At 63.0% G+C, this 21,347-nt stretch carries 18 protein-coding genes; 3 read left to right on the forward strand and 15 right to left on the reverse strand.

Features of this window, described 5'->3' with window-relative positions; translation table 11 throughout:
* Positions 1-195: 195 nt before the first annotated feature.
* Positions 196-477 (forward strand): HU family DNA-binding protein, encoded by a 282-nt coding sequence (locus tag ACZ6YA_RS06380; RefSeq protein WP_012316055.1) that lies wholly within the window; start codon positions 196-198, stop codon positions 475-477.
* 51 nt (positions 478-528) lie between these two features.
* Here the strand turns inward: ACZ6YA_RS06380 and rlmF are convergent, their stop codons facing one another.
* The 5 genes from rlmF to ACZ6YA_RS06405 all read right to left on the reverse strand — a co-directional run bounded on the left by rlmF (position 529) and on the right by ACZ6YA_RS06405 (position 7,036).
* Complete coding sequence (gene rlmF, locus ACZ6YA_RS06385; RefSeq protein ID WP_465896297.1) at positions 529-1,479, reverse strand: 23S rRNA (adenine(1618)-N(6))-methyltransferase RlmF; 951 nt, start codon at positions 1,477-1,479, stop codon at positions 529-531.
* Between the two features lie 170 nt (positions 1,480-1,649).
* On the reverse strand, positions 1,650-4,496 hold the full coding sequence (locus tag ACZ6YA_RS06390; RefSeq protein ID WP_465896298.1) for a valine--tRNA ligase: 2,847 nt from the start codon (positions 4,494-4,496) through the stop codon (positions 1,650-1,652).
* A 208-nt stretch (positions 4,497-4,704) separates the two neighbouring features.
* A complete protein-coding gene (locus ACZ6YA_RS06395) occupies positions 4,705-5,058 on the reverse strand; it encodes a DNA polymerase III subunit chi (protein ID WP_465896299.1) in 354 nt (117 codons plus the stop codon).
* Positions 5,059-5,063: 5 nt separating this feature from the next.
* On the reverse strand, positions 5,064-5,492 hold the full coding sequence (locus tag ACZ6YA_RS06400) for a DNA polymerase III subunit chi (protein WP_465896300.1): 429 nt from the start codon (positions 5,490-5,492) through the stop codon (positions 5,064-5,066).
* A 50-nt stretch (positions 5,493-5,542) separates the two neighbouring features.
* Complete coding sequence (locus ACZ6YA_RS06405; RefSeq protein ID WP_465896301.1) at positions 5,543-7,036, reverse strand: leucyl aminopeptidase; 1,494 nt, start codon at positions 7,034-7,036, stop codon at positions 5,543-5,545.
* A 289-nt stretch (positions 7,037-7,325) separates the two neighbouring features.
* Here ACZ6YA_RS06405 and lptF point away from each other — a divergent pair, with 289 nt between their 5' ends.
* Together lptF and lptG are read left to right on the forward strand one after the other, a co-directional pair.
* Entirely contained in the window at positions 7,326-8,441 is a 1,116-nt protein-coding gene (gene lptF / locus ACZ6YA_RS06410) for an LPS export ABC transporter permease LptF (RefSeq protein WP_465896302.1), read from the forward strand.
* Entirely contained in the window at positions 8,434-9,495 is a 1,062-nt protein-coding gene (gene lptG, locus ACZ6YA_RS06415) for an LPS export ABC transporter permease LptG (RefSeq protein ID WP_465896303.1), read from the forward strand. Before lptF ends, lptG begins: the two co-directional genes overlap by 8 nt.
* A 50-nt stretch (positions 9,496-9,545) precedes the next feature.
* Here lptG and ACZ6YA_RS06420 read toward each other — a convergent pair whose 3' ends face one another.
* From ACZ6YA_RS06420 to arcC, 10 genes are all read right to left on the reverse strand, one after another.
* Positions 9,546-10,034 carry an RDD family protein gene (locus tag ACZ6YA_RS06420; RefSeq protein WP_465896304.1) on the reverse strand — a complete coding sequence of 163 codons (489 nt, stop codon included), beginning with the start codon at positions 10,032-10,034 and terminating at the stop codon, positions 9,546-9,548.
* Positions 10,035-10,130: 96 nt separating this feature from the next.
* Positions 10,131-10,343 carry a cold-shock protein gene (locus ACZ6YA_RS06425; RefSeq protein WP_086979009.1) on the reverse strand — a complete coding sequence of 71 codons (213 nt, stop codon included), beginning with the start codon at positions 10,341-10,343 and terminating at the stop codon, positions 10,131-10,133.
* A gap of 356 nt (positions 10,344-10,699) precedes the next feature.
* A complete protein-coding gene (gene gcvT, locus ACZ6YA_RS06430) occupies positions 10,700-11,821 on the reverse strand; it encodes a glycine cleavage system aminomethyltransferase GcvT (RefSeq protein WP_465896305.1) in 1,122 nt (373 codons plus the stop codon).
* Positions 11,822-11,848: 27 nt separating this feature from the next.
* Positions 11,849-13,225, reverse strand: coding sequence for an L-serine ammonia-lyase (locus ACZ6YA_RS06435; RefSeq protein ID WP_465896306.1), 1,377 nt, complete (start codon positions 13,223-13,225; stop codon positions 11,849-11,851).
* A gap of 158 nt (positions 13,226-13,383) precedes the next feature.
* Positions 13,384-16,239, reverse strand: coding sequence for an aminomethyl-transferring glycine dehydrogenase (gene gcvP, locus ACZ6YA_RS06440; RefSeq protein WP_465896307.1), 2,856 nt, complete (start codon positions 16,237-16,239; stop codon positions 13,384-13,386).
* Between the two features lie 11 nt (positions 16,240-16,250).
* On the reverse strand, positions 16,251-16,634 hold the full coding sequence (gene gcvH, locus ACZ6YA_RS06445; RefSeq protein WP_465896308.1) for a glycine cleavage system protein GcvH: 384 nt from the start codon (positions 16,632-16,634) through the stop codon (positions 16,251-16,253).
* A gap of 278 nt (positions 16,635-16,912) precedes the next feature.
* The gene (gene gltS / locus ACZ6YA_RS06450) at positions 16,913-18,118 is read right to left on the reverse strand and encodes a sodium/glutamate symporter (protein WP_465896309.1); all 1,206 of its coding nucleotides are present in this window, start codon (positions 18,116-18,118) and stop codon (positions 16,913-16,915) included.
* 131 nt (positions 18,119-18,249) lie between these two features.
* Positions 18,250-19,758 carry a sigma-54-dependent transcriptional regulator gene (locus ACZ6YA_RS06455; RefSeq protein WP_465896455.1) on the reverse strand — a complete coding sequence of 503 codons (1,509 nt, stop codon included), beginning with the start codon at positions 19,756-19,758 and terminating at the stop codon, positions 18,250-18,252.
* Between the two features lie 160 nt (positions 19,759-19,918).
* On the reverse strand, positions 19,919-20,287 hold the full coding sequence (locus ACZ6YA_RS06460; RefSeq protein WP_465896310.1) for a DUF5064 family protein: 369 nt from the start codon (positions 20,285-20,287) through the stop codon (positions 19,919-19,921).
* Positions 20,288-20,343: 56 nt separating this feature from the next.
* Positions 20,344-21,273, reverse strand: coding sequence for a carbamate kinase (arcC, locus tag ACZ6YA_RS06465; RefSeq protein ID WP_403130938.1), 930 nt, complete (start codon positions 21,271-21,273; stop codon positions 20,344-20,346).
* Between the last annotated feature and the right edge of the window lie 74 nt (positions 21,274-21,347).

Below are 21,347 nucleotides of genomic sequence, written 5' to 3' on the forward strand. Positions count from 1 at the left end.
CCTGTGGTAGCTTTGCGCGGTCTTGCGCACCTCGGGTGGCGCATTGCTGGCAGCGCGTATTCAGCGTGTCGAACCAAACGCCAATTTATGCATCTACATGCCCGATTGGCGCGGCCCTCCAGCATTCAGGGGCTGGCCCGATAACGTCGTAGCGCGCTGCATAACCACTGAATTTGATAGGGAAGGAACACCACCATGGCATTGACCAAAGACCAACTGATTGCCGATATCGCCGAGTCGATCGCTCAGCCTAAAGCCACCGCTAAAAACGCTCTGGAGCAACTGGGCCAGATCGTTGCCGACCAACTGGAAAACGGCGCTGAAATCACTCTGCCAGGCATCGGCAAGCTGAAAGTCTCCGAGCGTCCTGCCCGTACCGGCCGCAATCCTTCGACTGGCGCAGCCATCGAAATCGCTGCCAAAAAAGTCGTCAAGTTCGTTCCAGCCAAGTCGCTGACCGACGCCATCAACAAGTAATGTGTTGACGCTTTGACGAAACCGCGCCCGGCTTGCCCGGGCGCGGTTTTTTCATGCCTGCGATTTGCGCGAGACATGCCAGGCTTGGCGTGCGGTGTCGTCATGGAAGCTCCAGGCGACCATGCGGCTCTGCTTTTGCCCTTGGCCCATCTCGATGATGCGCACGGCCTTGGCGCCGGCCTTTTTCAGCGCCGCGTCGATGCCTGGCAGGTTGCTGGCCTTGGACACCAGGCTGGTGAACCACAGCACCTGCTGCGCGTATTGCACGCTTTCGCCGACCAGTTGGCTGACGAAGCGAATCTCGCCTCCCTCGCACCACAGCTCATTGTTCTGCCCGCCGAAGTTGAGCACGGGCAGCTTGCGCTTCGGATCCTGCTTGCCGAGGTTCTTCCACTTACGCTGGCTGCCACGGGTGGCTTCCTCGCGTGAGGCGTGGAAGGGCGGGTTGCACAGCGTCAGGTCGAAGCGCTCGTTCGTCTGCAGCAGGCCGGTGAGGATGCATTTGGCATTGGCTTGCTGGCGCAGGGCAATGTTTTTGACCAGGCCGTTGGCCTGGACGATGGCCTTGGCCGATGCCAGTGCCACCGGGTCGATATCCGAGCCGAGAAAGCGCCAGCGGTAATCGCTGTGGCCGAGCAGGGGGTAGATGCAGTTGGCGCCCACGCCGATGTCCAGCGCACGCACCAGGGCACCCTTGGGCACTTCGCCGCCATTGTCTTCGGCCAGCAGGTCGGCGGCCACATGCAGGTAGTCGGCACGGCCGGGGATGGGCGGGCACAGGTAGTCGGCGGGGATGTCCCAGTGCTGGATGCCGTACTGGGCCTTGAGCAGCGCCCGGTTGAACACCCGCACGGCCTCGGGGTTGGCGAAGTCGATGCTGGGTTTGCCGTGGGGGTTGGTGATGGTGAAGCGGGCCAGATCAGGGTGGGCCTTGATCAGGCTGGGGAAGTCGTAGCGGCCTTGGTGGCGGTTGCGCGGGTGAAGCGTGGGTTTCTGGGTCATTCTTGAATCCAATTGGGCATCGCTGGCCTGGGGCCGCTGTGCGGCCCATTCGCGGCACAAGGCCGCTCCCACAGGATAGTGGAGCCATCACTGGCTACTTTCTCCTGTGGGAGCGGCCTTGTGCCGCGAACGAGGGCGAAGCCCTCGCCGGTCAGATCAGCGCTGTCAGGTTACAGCGCAGCAATCCGCGCATGCTGCTCGGTGAAGTTGGCCAGGGCCTGCTCGGACTCGGCCAGCTTGGCGCGCTCCTTCTCGATCACCGCAGGCGGTGCCTTGTCGACGAAGGCAGCGTTGGACAGCTTGCCGCCGACCCGTTGCACTTCACCTTGCAGACGCTGGATTTCCTTGTTCAGGCGCGCCAGTTCGGCGTCCTTGTCGATCAGCCCGGCCATTGGCACCAGCACCTGCAGGTCGCCAACCAACGCAGTAGCCGACAGCGGCGCTTCGTCGGCATCGCCGAGCACGGTGAACGATTCGACCTTGGCCAGCTTCTTCAGCAGCGCTTCGTTTTCCTGCAGGCGACGCTGGTCGTCGGCATTGGCGTTCTTCAGGAACAGCGGCAGCGGCTTGCCTGGGCCGATGTTCATCTCGGCGCGGATGTTGCGCAGGCCGACCATCAGTTCCTTGAGCCATTCGATGTCGCCTTCGGCGGCGGCATCAATGCGTGCTTCGTTAGCCACCGGCCACGGCTGCAGCATGATGGTCTTGCCGTCGATGCCAGCCAGCGGCGCGATGCGCTGCCAGATTTCTTCGGTGATGAACGGCATGAACGGATGGGCCAGGCGCAGCGCCACTTCCAGCACGCGCACCAGGGTGCGGCGGGTGCCGCGGGCGCGCTCGACCGGGGCGTTTTCGTCCCACAGCACCGGCTTGGACAGCTCCAGGTACCAGTCGCAGTACTGGTTCCAGATGAACTCGTACAAGGCCTGGCTGGCCAGGTCGAAGCGGAACTGCTCAAGCTGGCGGGTCACTTCGGCTTCGGTGCGTTGCAGCTGCGAGATGATCCAGCGGTCGGCCAGCGACAGCTCGTAGGCTTCGCCGTTCTGGCCGCAGTCCTCACCCTTGTCCAGCACGTAGCGGGCAGCGTTCCAGATCTTGTTGCAGAAGTTGCGGTAGCCTTCGACGCGGCCCATGTCGAACTTGATGTCGCGGCCGGTGGAGGCCAGCGAGCAGAAGGTGAAGCGCAGGGCGTCGGTGCCGTAGCTGGCGATGCCTTCGGGGAATTCGGCCTTGGTCTGCTTGGCGATCTTCTCGGCAAGTTTAGGCTGCATCATGCCGCTGGTGCGTTTTTCCAGCAGGGCGTCCAGGGTGATGCCGTCGACGATGTCCAGAGGGTCCAGGACGTTGCCCTTGGACTTGGACATCTTCTGGCCCTGACCATCACGCACCAGGCCGTGCACGTACACGGTCTTGAACGGTACCTGCGGGGTGCCATCCTCGTTCTTGATCAGGTGCATGGTCAGCATGATCATCCGGGCGACCCAGAAGAAGATGATGTCGAAGCCCGTGACCAGCACGTCGGTGGAGTGGAATTTCTTGAGGAATTCGGTCTGCTCCGGCCAGCCAAGGGTGGAGAAGGTCCACAGCCCCGAGCTGAACCAGGTGTCGAGAACGTCGTCGTCCTGGCGCAGCACCACGTCGGCACCGAGGTTGTGCTTGGCACGCACTTCTTCCTCGTTGCGGCCGACATAGACCTGGCCGGCCTCGTCGTACCACGCCGGGATGCGGTGGCCCCACCACAGCTGACGGCTGATGCACCAGTCCTGGATGTCACGCATCCAGGAGAAGTACATGTTTTCGTACTGCTTGGGTACGAACTGGATGCGGCCATCTTCCACGGCGGCGATGGCAGGCTCTGCCAGCGGCTTGGTGGAGACGTACCACTGGTCGGTCAGCCACGGCTCGATGATGGTGCCGGAGCGATCGCCCTTCGGCACTTTCAGCGCGTGGTCGTCGATGCTGACCAGCAGGCCCTGGGCATCCAGGTCGGCGACAATCTGCTTGCGTGCGACGAAGCGGTCGAGGCCGGCGTACTGGGCCGGCAGGGCGGTGTCGGCCTGCTCGTTGACACTGCCGTCGAGGTTGAAGGCCTGGGCGGCGGACAGCACCAGGGCATTCTTGTCGAAGATGTTGAGCAGTGGCAGGTTGTGGCGCTTGCCGACTTCATAATCGTTGAAGTCGTGGGCCGGGGTGATCTTCACGCAGCCAGTGCCGAACTCGGGGTCGCAGTAATCATCGGCGATGATTGGGATGCGGCGGCCGACCAGCGGCAGCTCGACGAACTTGCCGATCAGTGCCTGGTAGCGTTCGTCGTTCGGGTTGACCGCGACGGCGGCGTCACCCAGCAGGGTTTCCGGACGAGTGGTGGCAACTACCAGGTAATCCTTGCCTTCTGCAGTCTTGGCGCCGTCGGCCAGCGGGTAGCGCAGGTTCCACAGGTGGCCCTTCTCGTCGTGGTTTTCCACTTCGAGGTCGGAAATTGCCGTGTGCAGCTTGGTGTCCCAGTTGACCAGGCGCTTGCCGCGGTAGATCAGGCCGTCTTCATGCAGGCGCACGAAGGCTTCCTTGACCGCTTCGGACAGGCCGTCATCCATGGTGAAGCGCTCGCGGCTCCAGTCTACCGACGAACCCAGGCGACGAATCTGACGGCTGATGTTGCCGCCGGATTGCTCTTTCCATTCCCAGACCTTGTCCAGGAAGGCTTCACGGCCCAGGTCGTGGCGATTTTGGCCCTTGGCTTCGAGCTGGCGCTCGACCAGCATCTGGGTGGCGATACCGGCGTGGTCGGTACCCGGCTGCCACAGGGTGTCGCGACCTTGCATGCGGCGGAAACGAATCAACGCATCCATGATGGCGTTGTTGAAGCCGTGGCCCATGTGCAGGCTGCCCGTCACGTTCGGTGGCGGGATCATGATGGTGTAGGACTCGCCTGCACCTTGTGGAGCGAAATAGTTCTCGGACTCCCAGGTGTTGTACCAGGAAGTTTCGATGGCGTGCGGCTGGTAGGTCTTATCCATGCGCGGCGGGACCCTGTGCATTTATTCGGGAAAGCCGGGAAGTATAACGGAGCTGGGGGGATGAGGCGACAGCCGCTGGGGCTGCTTTGCAGCCCATTCGCGGGACAAGCCCGCTCCCACAGAGAAACGCACACAGTTGCTGAAACAGCTGCAGTCCCTGTAGGAGCGGGCTTGCCCCGCGAATGGGCCGCAGAGCGGCCCCAGGGTTTTATTCCGAACGCTTGATCAACCGCTCGATGCGCGCATCGAGCCGGCGTTTGATCTCGGTCTCGATATGCGGGGTGAAGTCGTTGATCACGTCCTGCATGATCATTTGCGCCGCAGCGCGCAGCTCGCTTTCAAGGTGCAGCAGCGTATCTTGGCGGCGGGTCTGTGGGTCTTCTTCAGGCTCGGCAGCCACTGGCGCAACATTGCCAGCCGGGGTGTCGAGCAACAGCGGAATCTGCTCCACCGTCTCGGTAAGCAGCGGCGGTTGCAGGTCGGCATCGCCCAACAGCTGGCGAATCGACTCCAGGTCGTCGAGCAGGTGGGCAGAATCGGGTCGGTCGGAATGCTTGTCCATCGTCGTCAAAGTCGCTGTAAGCGGTGGTCTTGCAGAGCATAGCCCTGTTCGCGGTAGAAACGGAATCGTTCGCGGGCGGATTGGCGGATAGTGGCCTCTTCGACAACGATCTCGGCGACCCGCTCGAACTGCCCGACGAACCCGGGCACATCGGCGCCCAGGTTGATCAGCAGGTCGCGGTGCTCGCCGGCGCTGTCGCCCAGGCCCAAGGCTACGGTGGCATCGGCATGCGCCTCGGCCAGGTCATGCGGCACGAAGGCTTCGCCTTTGAAGCGCCACAAACGTTGGTCCAGCTCGCTGCGCTGCTCGGCGTCCTGGCAATGCAGGTAGACCCGATGCCCGAGGCGCCACGCCTTTTCGCACAGCTTGCAGGCGAAATCCAGCCGCGCCGACAGCGAGTCGGTGGGCAGAATGTAGAAATCGACTTTGCTCATGGTTGGCTCTGCCGACCGGTGGTGCCAGGGGCACCACCGGCCTCATGGCATCAGGCGCTGGCGCGATCGAGCAGGTACTGGGTCAGCAGTGGCACGGGGCGGCCAGTGGCGCCCTTGTCCTTGCCGCCACTGATCCAGGCGGTGCCGGCGATGTCCAGGTGTGCCCAGTTGTAGGCTTTGGCGAAGCGCGACAGGAAGCAGCCTGCGGTGATGGTGCCGGCTTTCGGGCCACCGATGTTGCCCATGTCGGCGAACGGGCTGTCCAGTTGCTCCTGGTACTCGTCGAACAGCGGCAGCTGCCAGGCACGGTCGTCGGCGCGCTTGCCGGCGTCGAGCAGTTGGCTGACCAGATCGTCATTGTTGCCCATCAGGCCCGAGGTGTGGCTGCCCAGGGCGACGATGCAGGCGCCGGTCAGGGTGGCGATGTCGATGACCGCCTGTGGCTTGAAGCGCTCGGCGTAGGTCAGGGTGTCGCACAGCACCAGGCGGCCTTCGGCGTCGGTGTTGAGGATCTCGACGGTCTGCCCGCTCATGGTGGTGACGATGTCGCCCGGGCGCGTGGCGCCGCCGCTTGGCATGTTTTCGGCGCAGGCAAGCAGGCACACCAGGTTGATCGGCAGCTGCAGTTCGAGGACCGCGCGCAAGGTACCGAACACGCTGGCGGCGCCGCACATGTCGTACTTCATTTCGTCCATGCCGGCGCCTGGCTTGAGGCTGATGCCGCCGGTGTCGAAGGTGATGCCCTTGCCGACCAGTACGAAGGGCTTGTCGGCCTTCTTGCCGCCCTGATAGTTGAGCACGATCAGGCGTGGCGGCTGGTCGCTGCCCTGGCCCACGGCGTAGAACGCGCCCATGCCCAGGTCCTTGATCTTCTTGTCGTCCAGCACTTCGACCTTGAGGCCTTTGTGGGCCTTGCCCAGGTCCTTGGCCTGTTCGGCGAGGAAGCTCGGGTGGCAGAGGTTGGGCGGCAGGTTGCCCAGGTCGCGGGTGAAGGCCATGCCGGTGGCGATGGCGCTGGCATGCTTGACCGCACGCTCGACGTCGGCCAGGCCGGCTTTTTCAGCTAGCAGGGTGACCTTTTTCAGGGCGCGGGGCTCGGCCTTCTGGCTCTTGAAACGGTCGAACACGTATTCACCGTCGAGCAGGGTTTCGGCCAGCAGGCGGTATTTGCCGTAGTGGGCGTCGCGGTTGTTGATGGCGATGTCGTCCAGCGCCAGCACCGCATCGCTGCCGTTCAGGCCTTTGAGCACGCCGGCGACGCTGGTCACCAGCTTGCGCCAGGCGCGGTCACCGAGCGCTGCGTCCTTGCCGCTGCCGACCAGCAGTACACGCTCGGCCTTGAGGCCAGGCAAGCTTTGCAGCAGCAGGGTCTGGCCAGGCTTGCCGGCCAGGTCTCCACGCTTGAGGACGGCGCTGATGGCACCGTCGGCAGCCTGGTCGACCGCTTTGGCGACGGCACCGAGCTTGCGTCCTTCACCCACCGCTACGACCAGCGTGGCGGTTTTTACCGATGCAGCAGCTACGCTTTTTACAACCAGTTCCATGTCAGGGTCCCCGAATGATCTGTGCAGGTGGCGCGTTGAATGTTCGCGCTCTGGGCGGGCCTGGCCGCGTGGTCGCGGGCCAGTGGAAAAGTTGCCAGTTTGAGCCTCTGGCAAGCGTGCTGACAACCCCGTTGTCCGCCTTCATGCGCGGCCAAGTGACAGGCGAGGGCAATCACAGGATAATGCGCGCACTTTACAAGGAGGTTCGCCCCCGGCGAACCGGCATTGGTCTTGGCTGTCGTAAGCCTTTGTTTGGCAGTCCGCCCCTGACAACCCAGGAGTGTCTGGTTTGATCGTCTTTCGTTATCTGTCCCGCGAGGTCCTCGTGACCTTGAGCGCCGTCAGCGCCGTGCTGTTGGTGATCATCATGAGCGGGCGCTTCATCAAGTACCTGGCCCAGGCGGCCCAGGGCGTGCTCGATCCGAGCGTGCTGTTTCTGATCATGGGCTTCCGCCTGCCTGGTTTCTTGCAACTGATCCTGCCGTTAGGGCTGTTCCTGGGCATTCTGCTGGCTTATGGCCGGTTGTACCTGGAAAGCGAAATGACCGTGCTCTCGGCTACCGGCATGAGCCAGCAGCGCCTGCTCGGCATGACCATGGCCCCTGCGGCGCTGGTCGCGCTGCTGGTGGCCTGGCTGAGCCTCAGCCTGGCGCCCCTGGGCGTCGCTCAGGTGCAGCAGATCATTGGCCAGCAGGACGCCCTGACCGAGTTCGACACCCTGGTGCCGGGCCGCTTCCAGACCTTGCGCGACGGCTCGCGGGTGACCTACACCGAAGAGCTGACCGATGACCGCAGCAACCTCACCGGTGTGTTCATCTCCGAGAAACGCTTCAACCAGGACAAGACCAAGGACCGCGCACCGTCCGTGCTGGTCGCCGAAAAGGGCCATCAGGAAGTGCAGGCCGATGGCAACCGCTACCTGGTGCTGCAGAATGGCTACCGCTATGACGGCAACCCCGGCCAGGCCGACTACCGCGCGATCAAGTACGACACCTATGGCGTGCTGTTGCCCAAACCGGAGGTCAGCGAGGAAGTGACCGAGCGCGAGGCCATTCCGACGTCGCAACTGATCGGTCAGGACGGCCTGCGCGAGCGCGCCGAGCTGCAGTGGCGCATTTCGCTGCCGATCCTGGTGTTCATCGTGACCCTGCTGGCGGTGCCGCTGTCCAGGGTCAACCCGCGCCAGGGCCGCTTCCTCAAGCTGCTGCCGGCGATTCTTCTGTACATGGCCTACCTGACGATGTTGATTTCCGTACGTGGCGCCCTGGAGAAAGGCAAATTGCCGATCGCCCTGGGCATGTGGTGGGTCCATGGGCTGTTCCTGCTCATCGGCTTGGGGCTGATGTATTGGGAGCCGCTGCGCCTCAAGCGCGCCGCCCGTCGTGCGGAGGTGGCCCATGGCTAAGCTCGACCGTTATATCGGCATGAGCGTGCTGCTGGCCATCCTGGCCGTGCTGGGCATTATCCTTGGCCTGGCGTCGCTGTTTGCCTTCATCGATGAGATGAGCGACCTGAGCGATACCTATACGGTCCTGGACGCTGGCTGGTTCACTCTGCTGACCGCGCCGCGCCGGCTCTACGACATGCTGCCGATGGCCGCCTTGATCGGCTGCCTGATCGGCCTGGGCAGCCTGGCCAGCAGCAGCGAACTGACGATCATGCGTGCCGCCGGGGTTTCCATCGGACGTATCGTCTGGGCAGTCATGAAACCGATGCTGGTACTGATGCTGGTCGGCCTGCTGATTGGCGAGTACGTAGCTCCTGTCAGCGAGAACAAGGCCCAGGCCGACCGCTCCCTGGCCCAGGGTGGAGGCGAGGCGCAGAGCTCCAAGCGCGGCATGTGGCACCGCCAGGGCGATGAGTTCGTGCACATCAACTCGGTGCAGCCCAACGGTCTGCTACTGGGTGTGACCCGCTACCGCTTCGATGACGAGCGCAAGATCGTCACCTCGAGCTTCGCGCGCCGCGCGCGCTACCAGGATGATCACTGGGTGCTCAGCGATGTCAGCACCACCTACTTCCGTGGCGACCACACCGAGGTGGTCAAGAGCCCGGAAGAACAGTGGGACGTTTCCGTGACGCCACAGCTGCTCAACACCGTGGTGTTGGCGCCGGAGTCGCTGTCGATCACCGGCCTGTGGGACTACATCCACTACCTCTCGGACCAGGGGCTGAACAATGCCCGTTACTGGCTGGCGTTCTGGACCAAGGTGCTGCAACCGGCGGTGACTGCCGCGCTGGTGCTGATGGCGATTTCCTTCATCTTCGGCCCGCTGCGTTCGGTAACCCTCGGCCAGCGCGTGTTCACCGGCGTACTGGTGGGCTTTGTGTTCCGTATTGCCGGCGACCTGCTCGGCCCTTCGAGCCAGGTGTTCGGCTTCCCACCACTGCTGGCGGTGGTGATCCCGGCGGGGGTCTGCGCCCTGGCGGGCGTGTGGTTGCTGCGCCGGGCGGGATGACGGCCTGAGCTAAAAAAAAGCCGACCCTGAGGTCGGCTTTTTTGTGCGTGTCATCTTTTCTGCTTCGGCACCCGTACCAGTTGCGTCTCTGAATAGATGTCATGCCAGCCGCGCTGGCGCTTGTCGATCAACGACCAGAAAAAGCCCAGGCCCAGGCACAGCCACGATGCGATTGATACTACAAAGCGCAACAGCGCCTGCCACAGGCTGATCGCGCTGCCATCGGCGTTCTGCACGCGTATGCCCCATACCTGCATGCCCAGGGTTTGGCCGCCGTGGGTCCAGAACTTGGCAAAGAAGCCGAACAGCGCGAACAACAGGATCGTCGACAGCAGCGGGTCGCCATCCAGTGCGCCGGCGTCGGTCAGTTCACGCATGCGCGCCTCGCCGATGACCGCCATCTGGATCATCTTGTAGGCGCCTGCGGTGACGATCAGCAGCGCAGTGCAGAGCAGGAAGTCATAGAACATCGCCGCCAGGCGACGGCCGAGGCCAACCGGTGGGAAATCACCCTGGGGATAGAGGGGGCGCGTGGACATCGCTCGACAGCTCCATGTGGCAAAGGCCCATTCTATGGAATTGCGGGCACAAAAAAGCCCCTGCGCGTCAACGCAGGGGCTTTTTTATAACGATTATCAGGCTTCTGGCTGGACTTCGTCAGCCTGCATGCCTTTTTGGCCTTGCACTGCCACGAAAGTCACTTTCTGGCCTTCTTTCAGGCTCTTGAAACCATTGCCTTGAATAGCGCGGAAGTGCACGAACAGGTCCGGGCCGCTTTCTGGAGTGATGAAGCCGTAACCTTTCTCGTCATTGAACCACTTGACGGTACCGTTCTGACGCTCAGCCATTGTCTTATTTCCTAAAAATCTTAAATTTTAATGACAGTCACTTTCACGTTATTAACAGTGAAAGATTACTGGGCTGGGTTGCTGGAAAGTAAGTCACGTCGAACGGGTTGTAGCAGATTGCGGCTACTGGCCCAGGTCACGAACTGTTGCGACCCATGCAAACACAGTGCAGAGACTCTACGCCAACTCCCAAGAAAAAAACAAGCCCTTGGTCGAATGGAAAACGGCGCTTTTTTCGATAACCGCACGTTTCCCTGGAAACGGCATGGCGCCTGGCCTGGCGCCATGTTCAAAAGTTATTGGGCAGGTTCGAAAACGAATAAGTCGAACCCGCTCGCAAACCTCATGTTCGTTCTTCAACCGCGATAGTAACGTTGCGCCACGAAAGGCATTTTGCTGACTTTAAGGGCAACCTTCTTACCGCGCACCAGCGCAAACAAGGGGGTATCGATTGCCGCATGTTCGATATCGACATAACCCATTGCAACCGGTGCGCCGAGTGTCGGGCCGAAGCCACCGCTGCAGACATTGCCTACGGGCTTATCAGAGGCATCGACGATCTCTGCACCTTCACGTACTGGCGTACGTTCCTGTGGCAGCAGGCCCACACGTTTGCGCAACACACCCGATTGCTGCTGTTCGAAGATTACTTCGGCGCCGGGGAAGCCGCCAGCGCGGGCTCCATCGGCTCGTCGCACTTTGGACACCGCCCAGAGCAGGCTGGCCTCGACCGGCGTGGTACCGGCATTCATGTCATGCCCGTACAGGCACAGGCCCGCTTCCAGGCGCAGCGAATCGCGCGCACCCAGGCCGATCGGTTGTACTTCTGGCTCGGCCAGCAGGCGGCGGGCCAGGGCTTCGGCGGCCTGGGTCGGTACCGAAATTTCGTAGCCGTCTTCGCCGGTGTAGCCCGAACGGCTGACGAAGCACTCTGCACCCAGCAGCGTTACTGGGCGCAATTGCATGAAGGTCATGCCGGCCACTTCCGGGGCCAGGCGTTCTAGCACCTTGACCGCTGCCGGGCCTTGCAGGGCGAGCAGGGCACGTTCCTCGAACAGCGGCTGAATGTCGCAACGGGCACCGATGTGTTGGCGCAGGTGCGCCAGGTCCTGCTCCTTGCAGGCGGCGTTGACCACGAGGAACAGCGTGTGATCGCCCAGATTAGCGACCATCAGATCGTCGAGGATGCCGCCTTGCTCATTGGTGAACATGGCGTAGCGCTGCATGCCCACCGGCAGGTCGATGATGTCCACCGGCACCAGGCTTTCGAGTGCCGCAGCCGCTTCGGCGCCGCGCAGAATGATCTGGCCCATGTGCGACACATCGAACAAGCCGGCCTGCTCGCGGGTGTGCAGGTGTTCCTTCAGCACGCCCAGCGGGAACTGCACCGGCATGTCGAAGCCGGCGAATGGCACCATGCGCGCGCCCAGTTCCAGGTGCAGGGCGTGCAGCGGGGTCTTTTGCAGTGTTTCGGACATCGATGACTCCTCAGGTTTGTTGTCGGGTCAACATTCGATGATGTTGACGGCCAGACCGCCGCGGGCGGTCTCCTTGTATTTGCTTTTCATGTCGGCGCCGGTCTGGCGCATGGTGCGGATGACCTTGTCGAGTGATACGTAATGCTGCCCGTCGCCGCGCAGGGCCATGCGCACCGCGTTGATGGCCTTCACCGAGCCCATCGCGTTGCGCTCGATGCAGGGCACCTGGACCAGCCCGCCAATCGGGTCGCAGGTCAGGCCCAGGTTGTGTTCCATGCCGATCTCGGCGGCGTTTTCCACCTGTTGCACGCTGCCGCCCATCACTTCGCACAAGGCCCCGGCGGCCATCGAGCAGGCCACGCCGACCTCGCCCTGGCAACCGACCTCGGCGCCGGAAATCGAGGCGTTTTCCTTGTACAGGATGCCGATGGCCGCAGCGGTGAGCAGGAAGCGCACCACGCCGTCTTCGCTGGCACCCGGGACGAAGCGCATGTAGTAGTGCAGCACTGCTGGGACGATGCCGGCCGCGCCATTGGTGGGCGCAGTGACCACGCGCCCGCCATAGGCGTTTTCTTCATTGACTGCCAAGGCGTAGAGGTTGACCCAGTCGAGTACCGAAAGCGCATCACGCAGGTTGGCTTCCGGGTGCTGGCTAAGCTGGCGGTATAGCGCCGGCGCGCGGCGTTTGACCTTGAGCCCGCCCGGCAAGATGCCTTCATGTCGGTAGCCGGCCTCGACGCAATCCTGCATCACCTGCCAGATGCGCAACAGTCCGGCACGGGTCTCGGCCTCCGGACGCCAGGCCGCCTCATTGCACAGCATCACCTGGCTCACCGACAGGTGTTGCCTGGTGCAATGTGCGAGCAGCTGCTTGGCGGTCGTGAATGGGTAGGCCAGGACCGTGCTGTCTTCGACGATACGGTCTTGGCCAGCGGCATCCTCATCGACCACGAAGCCGCCGCCGACCGAGTAGTACTCGCGGCTGCGGATTTGCAATCCGGCGGCGTCGAAGGCGCGGAAGATCATGCCATTGGGGTGGTAGGCCAGCGGCTTGCGGATCATCGCCAAGTGCTGCTTTTCATCGAAGGCGATGCCGTGTTCGCCGAGCAGGCGCAGGTGGCCGCTGCTGCGGATCGCCTGCAGGCGAGCGGGGATGGCTTCGGTGTCGACGGTGTCGGGGTGCTCGCCTTCGAGGCCGAGCAACACCGCTTTGTCGCTGCCGTGGCCCTTGCCGGTGGCGCCCAGCGAGCCATACAGCTCAGCCTTGATGCTCGCCGTGCTGGCCAGCAGGCCGTCACGGCGCAAGCCTTCGGCGAAACGTGCGGCGGCGCGCATCGGGCCGACCGTATGGGAGCTGGAGGGGCCGATGCCGATCTTGAACAGGTCGAAAACGCTCAATGACATGGTGGACCTCCTAACCGGCTCTATCAGGTTTACGGCGAATCCTGTGGGAGCGGGCTTGTCCCGCGAAAGCGTCGGTGAAGTCACTATCGCATTCGCGGGGCAAGCCCGCTCCCACAGTGGTCCTGGGCCCCACAGTGGGAAGGCGGGCCTGAACGCTATCAGGCGTCCTGATAGCTCTCGATCGACGGGCAGGCACAGACCAAATTACGGTCACCGAATACGTTGTCGACCCGGCCCACGGGTGGCCAGTACTTGCTTTCTACCAGGCTTGGCAGCGGGTAAACCGCTTGCTCGCGGCTGTAGCCATGGGCCCAATCGCCAACCAACTCGGCGGCGGTGTGCGGGGCGTTCTTCAGCGGGTTGTCGTCCTTGTCCAGGCTGCCATTTTCCACGGCGCGAATCTCTTCGCGGATCTGGATCATCGCGTCGCAGAAGCGGTCCAGCTCTTCCTTGGACTCGCTTTCGGTCGGTTCGATCATCAGCGTGCCGGCCACCGGGAAGGACATGGTTGGGGCGTGGAAGCCGAAGTCGATCAGGCGCTTGGCCACGTCGTCGACGCTGATGCCGCTGGTGTCCTTCAGCGGGCGCAGGTCGAGGATGCACTCGTGGGCAACCAGGCCATTGCCGCCGGTATAAAGTACAGGATAGTGCTCTTCCAGGCGGCGGGCGATGTAGTTGGCGTTGAGAATCGCCATCTGCGAGGCGCGCTTGAGGCCGGCACCGCCCATCATGCGGATGTACATCCAGGTGATCGGCAGGATGCTGGCGCTGCCGAACGGCGCTGCGCACACAGCGCCTTCACGGTTGTCCAGCTGGGCGTGGCCCGGCAAAAACGGCGCCAGGTGCGATTTGACGCCAATCGGGCCGACGCCCGGGCCGCCGCCGCCGTGCGGAATGCAGAAGGTCTTGTGCAGGTTCAGGTGCGAGACGTCGCCGCCGAACTTGCCAGGGGCGCACAGGCCGACCATGGCGTTCATGTTGGCGCCGTCGATGTACACCTGGCCACCGTTATCGTGGATGATCGCGCAGATCTCGCCGATCGCTTCCTCGAACACGCCGTGGGTCGACGGGTAGGTGATCATGATCGCGGCCAGGCGCTCGCGGTGCTCGATGGCCTTGGCGCGCAGGTCATCGACATCGACGTTGCCGCGGGCGTCGCAGGCGGTGACCACCACACGCATGCCGGCCATGTGTGCGGTCGCCGGGTTGGTACCGTGGGCCGAGGAGGGGATCAGGCAGATGTCGCGATGGCTTTCGCCGCGGCTGCGGTGGTAGGCGCGGATGGCCAGCAGGCCTGCGTACTCGCCCTGGGAGCCGGCGTTGGGCTGCAGCGACACGGCGTCGTAGCCGGTGGCGGCGCAGAGCATGGCTTCCAGTTCGCTGGTCAGCTGCTGGTAGCCCTGGCTTTGCTCGGCCGGGGCGAACGGGTGCAGGTGACCGAATTCGGCCCAGGTCACCGGGATCATTTCGCTGGCGGCATTGAGCTTCATGGTGCAGGAACCCAGCGGGATCATGCTGCGGTCCAGCGCCAGGTCCTTGTCGGCCAGGCGGCGCAGGTAGCGCATCAATTCGGTTTCGCTGTGGTAGCGGTTGAACACTGGGTGTTCGAGGATGGCCGACTGGCGCAGCAGGGCGGCCGGCAGGCGTGAGCCGGTGCTGGCGGCCAGGGCGGCGAAGTCCGGTTGCGCCTGTTCGCCAGCGAACAGTTGCCACAGTGCTTCGACGTCCGACTGAGTGCTGGTTTCGTCGAGCGACAGGCCGAGGTGATCGGCATCGATCTGGCGCAGGTTGATACGCTGGCTGCGGGCTTTTTCGTGCAGTGCGGCAGTGGTGCTGCCGGTGGCCAGGGTCAGGGTGTCGAAAGCTGTTTCGCCGACGACGTCCAGGCCGAGCGTCTTCAGGCCAGCGGCGAGGATCGCGGTCAGCGCGTGGGTGCGCTCGGCGATGCGCTTGAGGCCTGCAGGTCCATGATAGACGGCGTACATGCTGGCGATGTTGGCCAGCAGCACCTGGGCGGTGCAGATGTTGCTGGTGGCCTTCTCGCGGCGGATATGCTGCTCGCGGGTCTGCATGGCCAGGCGCAGGGCGGTCTTGCCGAAGCGGTCGATCGACACGCCGACCAGGCGGCCCGGCATGTCGCGCTTGAACGCGTCGCGGGTGGCGAAGTAGGCCGCGTGCGGGCCGCCAAAGCCCAGGGGTACGCCAAAGCGCTGGGCACTGCCGATGGCCACGTCGGCCTCGAACTCGCCCGGCGGGGTCAGCAGGGTCAGGGCCAGCAAGTCGGCGGCCACGGCGACCAGGGCGTTGGCGGCGTGCAGGCGCTGCACCAACTCACGGTAGTCGAACACTTCACCGTTGCTGGCCGGGTATTGCAGCAGTGCACCGAAGAAGGCACTGACGTCGCCCAGCTCGCGCTCGTCGCCGACCACGATCTCGATGCCCAGCGGCTCGGCACGAGTGCGCAGCACGTCGAGGGTCTGCGGGTGGCAGTGCACGGAGGCGAAGAAGGCATGGCTGGCCTTGTTCTTCGACAGGCGTTTGCAGAAGGTCATGGCCTCGGCGGCGGCGGTGGCTTCGTCGAGCAAGGAGGCGTTGGCGATTGGCAGGCCGGTCAGGTCGCTGATCAGGGTCTGGAAGTTCAGCAGGGCTTCCAGGCGGCCTTGGGAAATTTCGGGTTGATACGGGGTGTAGGCGGTGTACCAGGCCGGGTTTTCCAGCAGGTTGCGCAGGATCGGTGCCGGAGTATGGGTGTTGTAGTAACCCTGGCCAATGAAGTTCTTGAACAACTCATTTTTGCCGGCGATGGCCTTGAGCGACGCGAGGGCGTCAGCTTCGCTCTGGCCGTCTTCCGAGCCGAGCACACTGGTGCCCTTGATGCTGTCGGGGATGACAGCGGCGCTCATCGCCTCCAGCGAGTCGAAGCCCAGGGTGGCCAGCATGGCCTGCTCGTCAGCGGCGCGTGGGCCGATGTGGCGGGCGATGAATTCGTTGGCGGTACCGAGGTTGATGGTCATGGTCAGGTTCCTCAGGCGTCGTCGTTGGCTTTGATCAGGCGGTCGTAGGCGTCCTGGTCGAGCAGGGCGGTGACTTCTTTCATGTCGGCGGGGATGAAGCGGAAGAACCAGCCTTCGCCCAGCGGGTCTTCGTTGACCAGCTCGGGGCTGTCGTTGAGGCCATCGTTGACGGCGACCACTTCACCGGTGAGGGGCATGTACACACCGCTGGCGGCCTTGACCGATTCAACGGTGGAGGCTTCGGCCCCCTTCTCGTATTGCTGCAGTTCCGGCAGTTGCACATAGACCACATCGCCGAGGGCGTTCTGGGCGTAGGCGGTGATGCCTACAGTGACGCTGCCGTCAGCTTCGGCGCGCAGCCATTCGTGATCTTCGGTGAAACGCAACTCGCTCATGGGAAATCCTCGGGAAGCAGGGCGTTGGGCGCGGTGGGTCCGCGCTCTTGGGTTGAGGATTCCTAAGCAAAATTGTGGCCACTCATAAAAAAGCTATGAAAATCATGAGGTTATCTAACTTATAAAGCGCGCTAGCGCATCCTTTGGAATGAAAACGCTACAGCCTGATCGGTTCGTGAAATATCCACAGGATCAAACCCTTGCAGTGCGGGGCTGGAGTTGTCTTGTATCGAAAACAGTACATCGTATTGATTTCGATACAAGATAATGTCTGATGGTTACAGCGGAGCGAAAAACGGCAACGCCAGATACAGCTTGATTACGATGACGTTGATGATATCGATGAAGAAGGCCCCCACCATCGGCACCACCAGAAAGGCGATTTGCGAAGGCCCGAAGCGTTGCGTCACCGCCTGCATGTTGGCGATGGCCGTGGGCGTTGCGCCCAGGCCAAATCCGCAATGACCTGCTGCCAGTACGGCGGCATCGTAGTTGCTGCCCATGATGCGGAACGTCACGAATATCGCAAACAGCGCCATGAGCAATGTCTGCGCCGCCAGCAGTATGAAGAACGGCAATGCCAGTGCCGCCAGGTCCCACAGCTTGAGTGACATGAGTGCAATCGCCAGGAACAGCGACAGGCTGACATTGCCCAGTACCGAAACTTCGCGCTCGAATACCTGATAGCGGCCCAATGCCGAAAGCCCATTGCGCAGTATTACGCCCACAAACAAGACACAGACGAATGTCGGCAATTCGAATGCGGTGTCGTGGAGTATCTTGTTCAGCAAGGTGCCCATCATGAGGCTGACGGCGATCAGCGCGAGGGTTTCGATCATCGAAAATGGTGTGATCAGGCGTTCTTTGTTCGGTTGTTCAAAGCCCCTTGGCACTCGGGGTTGGTCCTGCTCAAGACCCGGCGTTTGCACGCGCTTGATGAGCAGGCGGGCGACCGGCCCACCAATCAGCCCGCCAAGTACCAGCCCAAAGGTGGCCGCCGCCAGCGCGAGTTCAGTGGCAGATGCGAGGCCGTACTTCTCACTGAAGGTGGCCCCCCAGGCAGCGCCGGTGCCGTGGCCGCCGGACAGTGAGATCGAACCGGACAGCAAGCCCATCAATGGGTCGAGCCCCAACGCCGTGGCCAGGCCGATACCCATGGCATTCTGAACCAGCAGCAACCCGGTGACCGCAAGCAGAAACACACCGACGATACGGCCGCCTTTCTTCAGGCTGGCGAGATCGGCACTCAGGCCGATGGTGGCAAAGAAGGCCAGCATCAAAGGCGTTTGCAGAGAAGTATCGAACTGCACCTGAATGTCGAGGGCGCGCAACCCCAGAAGCAGCAGCGCCACTACCAGGCCGCCGGCTACTGGTTCGGGAATATTGTACGCACGCAGAAAACCAACGCGTGTGACCAGGCCGCGACCCAGTAGAAGCACCAGGGAGGCGGCCACCAAAGTGCCGTAGAAATCGAGTGCAAGCATGCAAAATACTCTCTGCTCTGTTAGCGGCGAACAGTCCTTGGTGCGCCTGTGGGGGAGCGAGTGTAGGTGCTAAGCCAGCGATAAGCGGCTAGGAAAAATCTGATAATTATTCGGATTTTACGCCGCGAAACTCAGGCCTTGCCTGGAATGCCGTACTTACGCAACCGTTGAGCGATGGCGGTGTGCGAGGTCTGCAGGCGCCCTGCCAACTGGCGTGTAGAGGGGTAACTGGCATACAACCGCTGCAGCAGCTCGCGCTCAAAATCGCCCACCGCCTGCTCCAGGCTTGCCACCTCGCCATCCTGCCCGCGCGCCACCGAGGTGCCGGCGATGTCCAGGTCACCGATGTCCACCAGGTTGCTTTCACAGATCGCCGCGGCGCGGAAGATCACGTTTTGCAGCTGGCGCACATTGCCCGGCCAGGGGTTGGCCAGCAGGGCCGAGTGGGTGGCCGGAGTCAGGCGGCAGGCAGGGCGCTGGATCTGCGTGCAGGCCTGCTGCATGAAGTAGTGCGCGAGCATGAGGATGTCCTGGCCCCGGTCACGCAGGGGCGGCACCTGCAGGTTGAGCACGTTGAGGCGGTAGAACAGGTCTTCGCGGAAGGTGCCCTCGGCGACCATGCGTTCGAGGTCGCGGTGGGTGGCGCTGATGATGCGCACATCGACCTTCACCTCACGGTCGCCGCCGACGCGGCGGAAACTGCCGTCGCTGAGAAAACGCAGCAGTTTGGCCTGCAGGTACGGCGACATTTCGCCGATCTCGTCGAGGAACACCGTGCCCTGGTTGGCCAGTTCCATCAGGCCCGGCTTGCCCCCGCGCTGTGCGCCGGTGAAGGCGCCGGGGGCGTAGCCGAACAGCTCGCTCTCGGCCAGACTCTCGGGGAGTGCAGCGCAGTTGAGTGCGAGAAAAGGCGCCGCGTGGCGGCTGTTGATGGCGTGGCAGGCGCGGGCCACCAGCTCCTTGCCGGTGCCGGTTTCGCCATGCACCAGCAGCGGTGCGTCCAGCGCCGCGACGCGCAGGGCGCGGGCCTTGAGGGTGCGGATTGCCGGCGATTCGCCAAGCAGCGCATCGAAGCCTTCAGCGTGGTCGTGGTGCAGGGCCGACAGGCGTTCGCCCATGCGGTTGGGTGGGTACAGCGTGAGCAGGCCACCGGCGTTGGTGATGGGCGTGGCATCGAGCAGCAGGCTCTGGCCGTTGAGCTGCATTTCGCGCATGGGCAGGTGGAAGTTGTTGTCCAACAGGGCCTGCAACAGTGCGGGGTCACCGAACAGCTCGCTCACCGACCGCCCGGCCGACTCACGGCCGCACAGGGCGATCAGCGCCGGATTGGCCAGCAGTACCTGGCCGGCGCTGTCCACCGCCAGCACTGGGTCGCTCATGGCGGCCAGCAGGGCATCGAGCTGCAGGTGGCGGCGCTGGCCGGGGAGGATGTCGACCACGTCCACCGACTGTACGCCGCGCACTTCGAACAGTGCGTCGTGCAATTCTTCGAGTACGGCGGGGCTCAGGGTCGGGGCGTCGATGTAGACGTTCGGCGGGACCATCTCCACGGCGTCCAGGTTGAGGTTGCGGGCACCGAGCAGGGCGAGGACTTCCTGGGTGATGCCGACGCGGTCGATGAAGCTGACGTGGATGCGCATGGGATAGGTGAATTGAGCGAGGAAGGCGCAAGTATGCCCTGAGTCGGCGTTCAAGCCCAATGTCGGCGGTGGTCCATTCGCGGTCAAGCCCGCTCCCACGGGTGCTTCTCAGTCATCTAGACCTGTGCAGTACCTGTGGGAGCGGGCTTACCCGCGAAGGTCACTCGAGATGTTCAGGCTTGATCGGGTCGCCGGACTTCACATCCAGCTTTTCACGGATGTCTTCGAACATCGCATCGTAGATCTTGTGCGGGGAACCCAAGGTCTCGAATTTCTTGGGCGGTGCGAGGTGGGCCTGGGCCTTGCGGCTCAGCACCATCAGAAAGCTCGGCAATACCTGATCCTTGGCCAGGAAGAACTTCTCGTCCACCGTCTCGCCTTCGATGCTGCCATGCATGCGGAACTGTATGCCTCGGCCTTCCTTGGGATCCTGAGTCGCTTCGTATTCGATGTTGAGGTCGTAGCTATGGTCGTTTTTGTTCAGCGCTTTGCGCTCGATATGCACGTGACCGGGTTGGTACTGGGCCATGGCGGAATCCTCCGGAAGGTCGAAAACGGCGGGCGACCTGCGCCCGCCTACTGCATTCAACGGTAGCTGATACCCGGCTTGGCCGTGGAAACGCGGGTGCCGGCGGTACCTTTGACGATGTCCTCGATGTTCTCCAGCGAGCTGATCACCGCCACCTTGCCGGTATTGCGGGCAAAGTCACTGGCAGCCTGCACCTTCGGCCCCATGGAGCCGGCGGCGAAGCCCAGGCGTTCGAGCTCGTCGGGGTGGGCCTGGGCGATGGCTTTCTGTGTGGGCTTGCCCCAATCAATGTAAGCCGCATCGACGTCAGTGGCGATGATCAACAGGTCGGCTTCCAATTGCTCGGCCAGCAGTGCCGAGCACAGGTCCTTGTCGATGACCGCCTCGATGCCTTTGAGCTTGCGGTTTTCATCGTACATGGTGGGGATGCCGCCACCGCCTGCGCAGATCACGATGCTGCTCTTTTCCAACAGCCATTTGATCGGACGGATCTCGAAGATGCGCTTGGGTTTTGGGCTGGCCACTACGCGGCGGTATTTGTCGCCGTCGGCCTTGACCACCCAGCCCTTTTCCTTGGCCAGGCGCTCGGCCTCTTCCTTGCCATAGACTGGGCCGATGAATTTGGTGGGGTCCTTGAAGGCGGGGTCGTTGGCGTCGACTTCGACCTGGGTCAACAGGGTGGCGAACGGCACTTCGAACGCCAGCAGGTTGCCCAGCTCCTGTTCGATCATGTAGCCGATCATGCCTTCGGTTTCGGCACCGAGCACGTCCAGCGGATAAGCTTCGTCGGGCTTGTAAGAGAGCGCCTGGAGCGACAGCAGGCCGACTTGTGGGCCGTTGCCGTGGGCGATGACCAGCTCGTTGCCAGGGTGAATCTTGGCGATCTGTTCGGTGGCGGTGCGGATATTGGCGCGCTGGTTCTCAGCGGTCATGGGTTCGCCGCGGCGCAGCAGGGCGTTGCCGCCCAATGCAACAACGATACGCATGGGGAATGTCCTTTAACGAATAGATGAAAGTCGACACCGACCCTGTGGGTGCGGGCTTGCCCGCGAAGGCGTCA

This window comes from Pseudomonas sp. NPDC090752 (assembly GCF_055584805.1).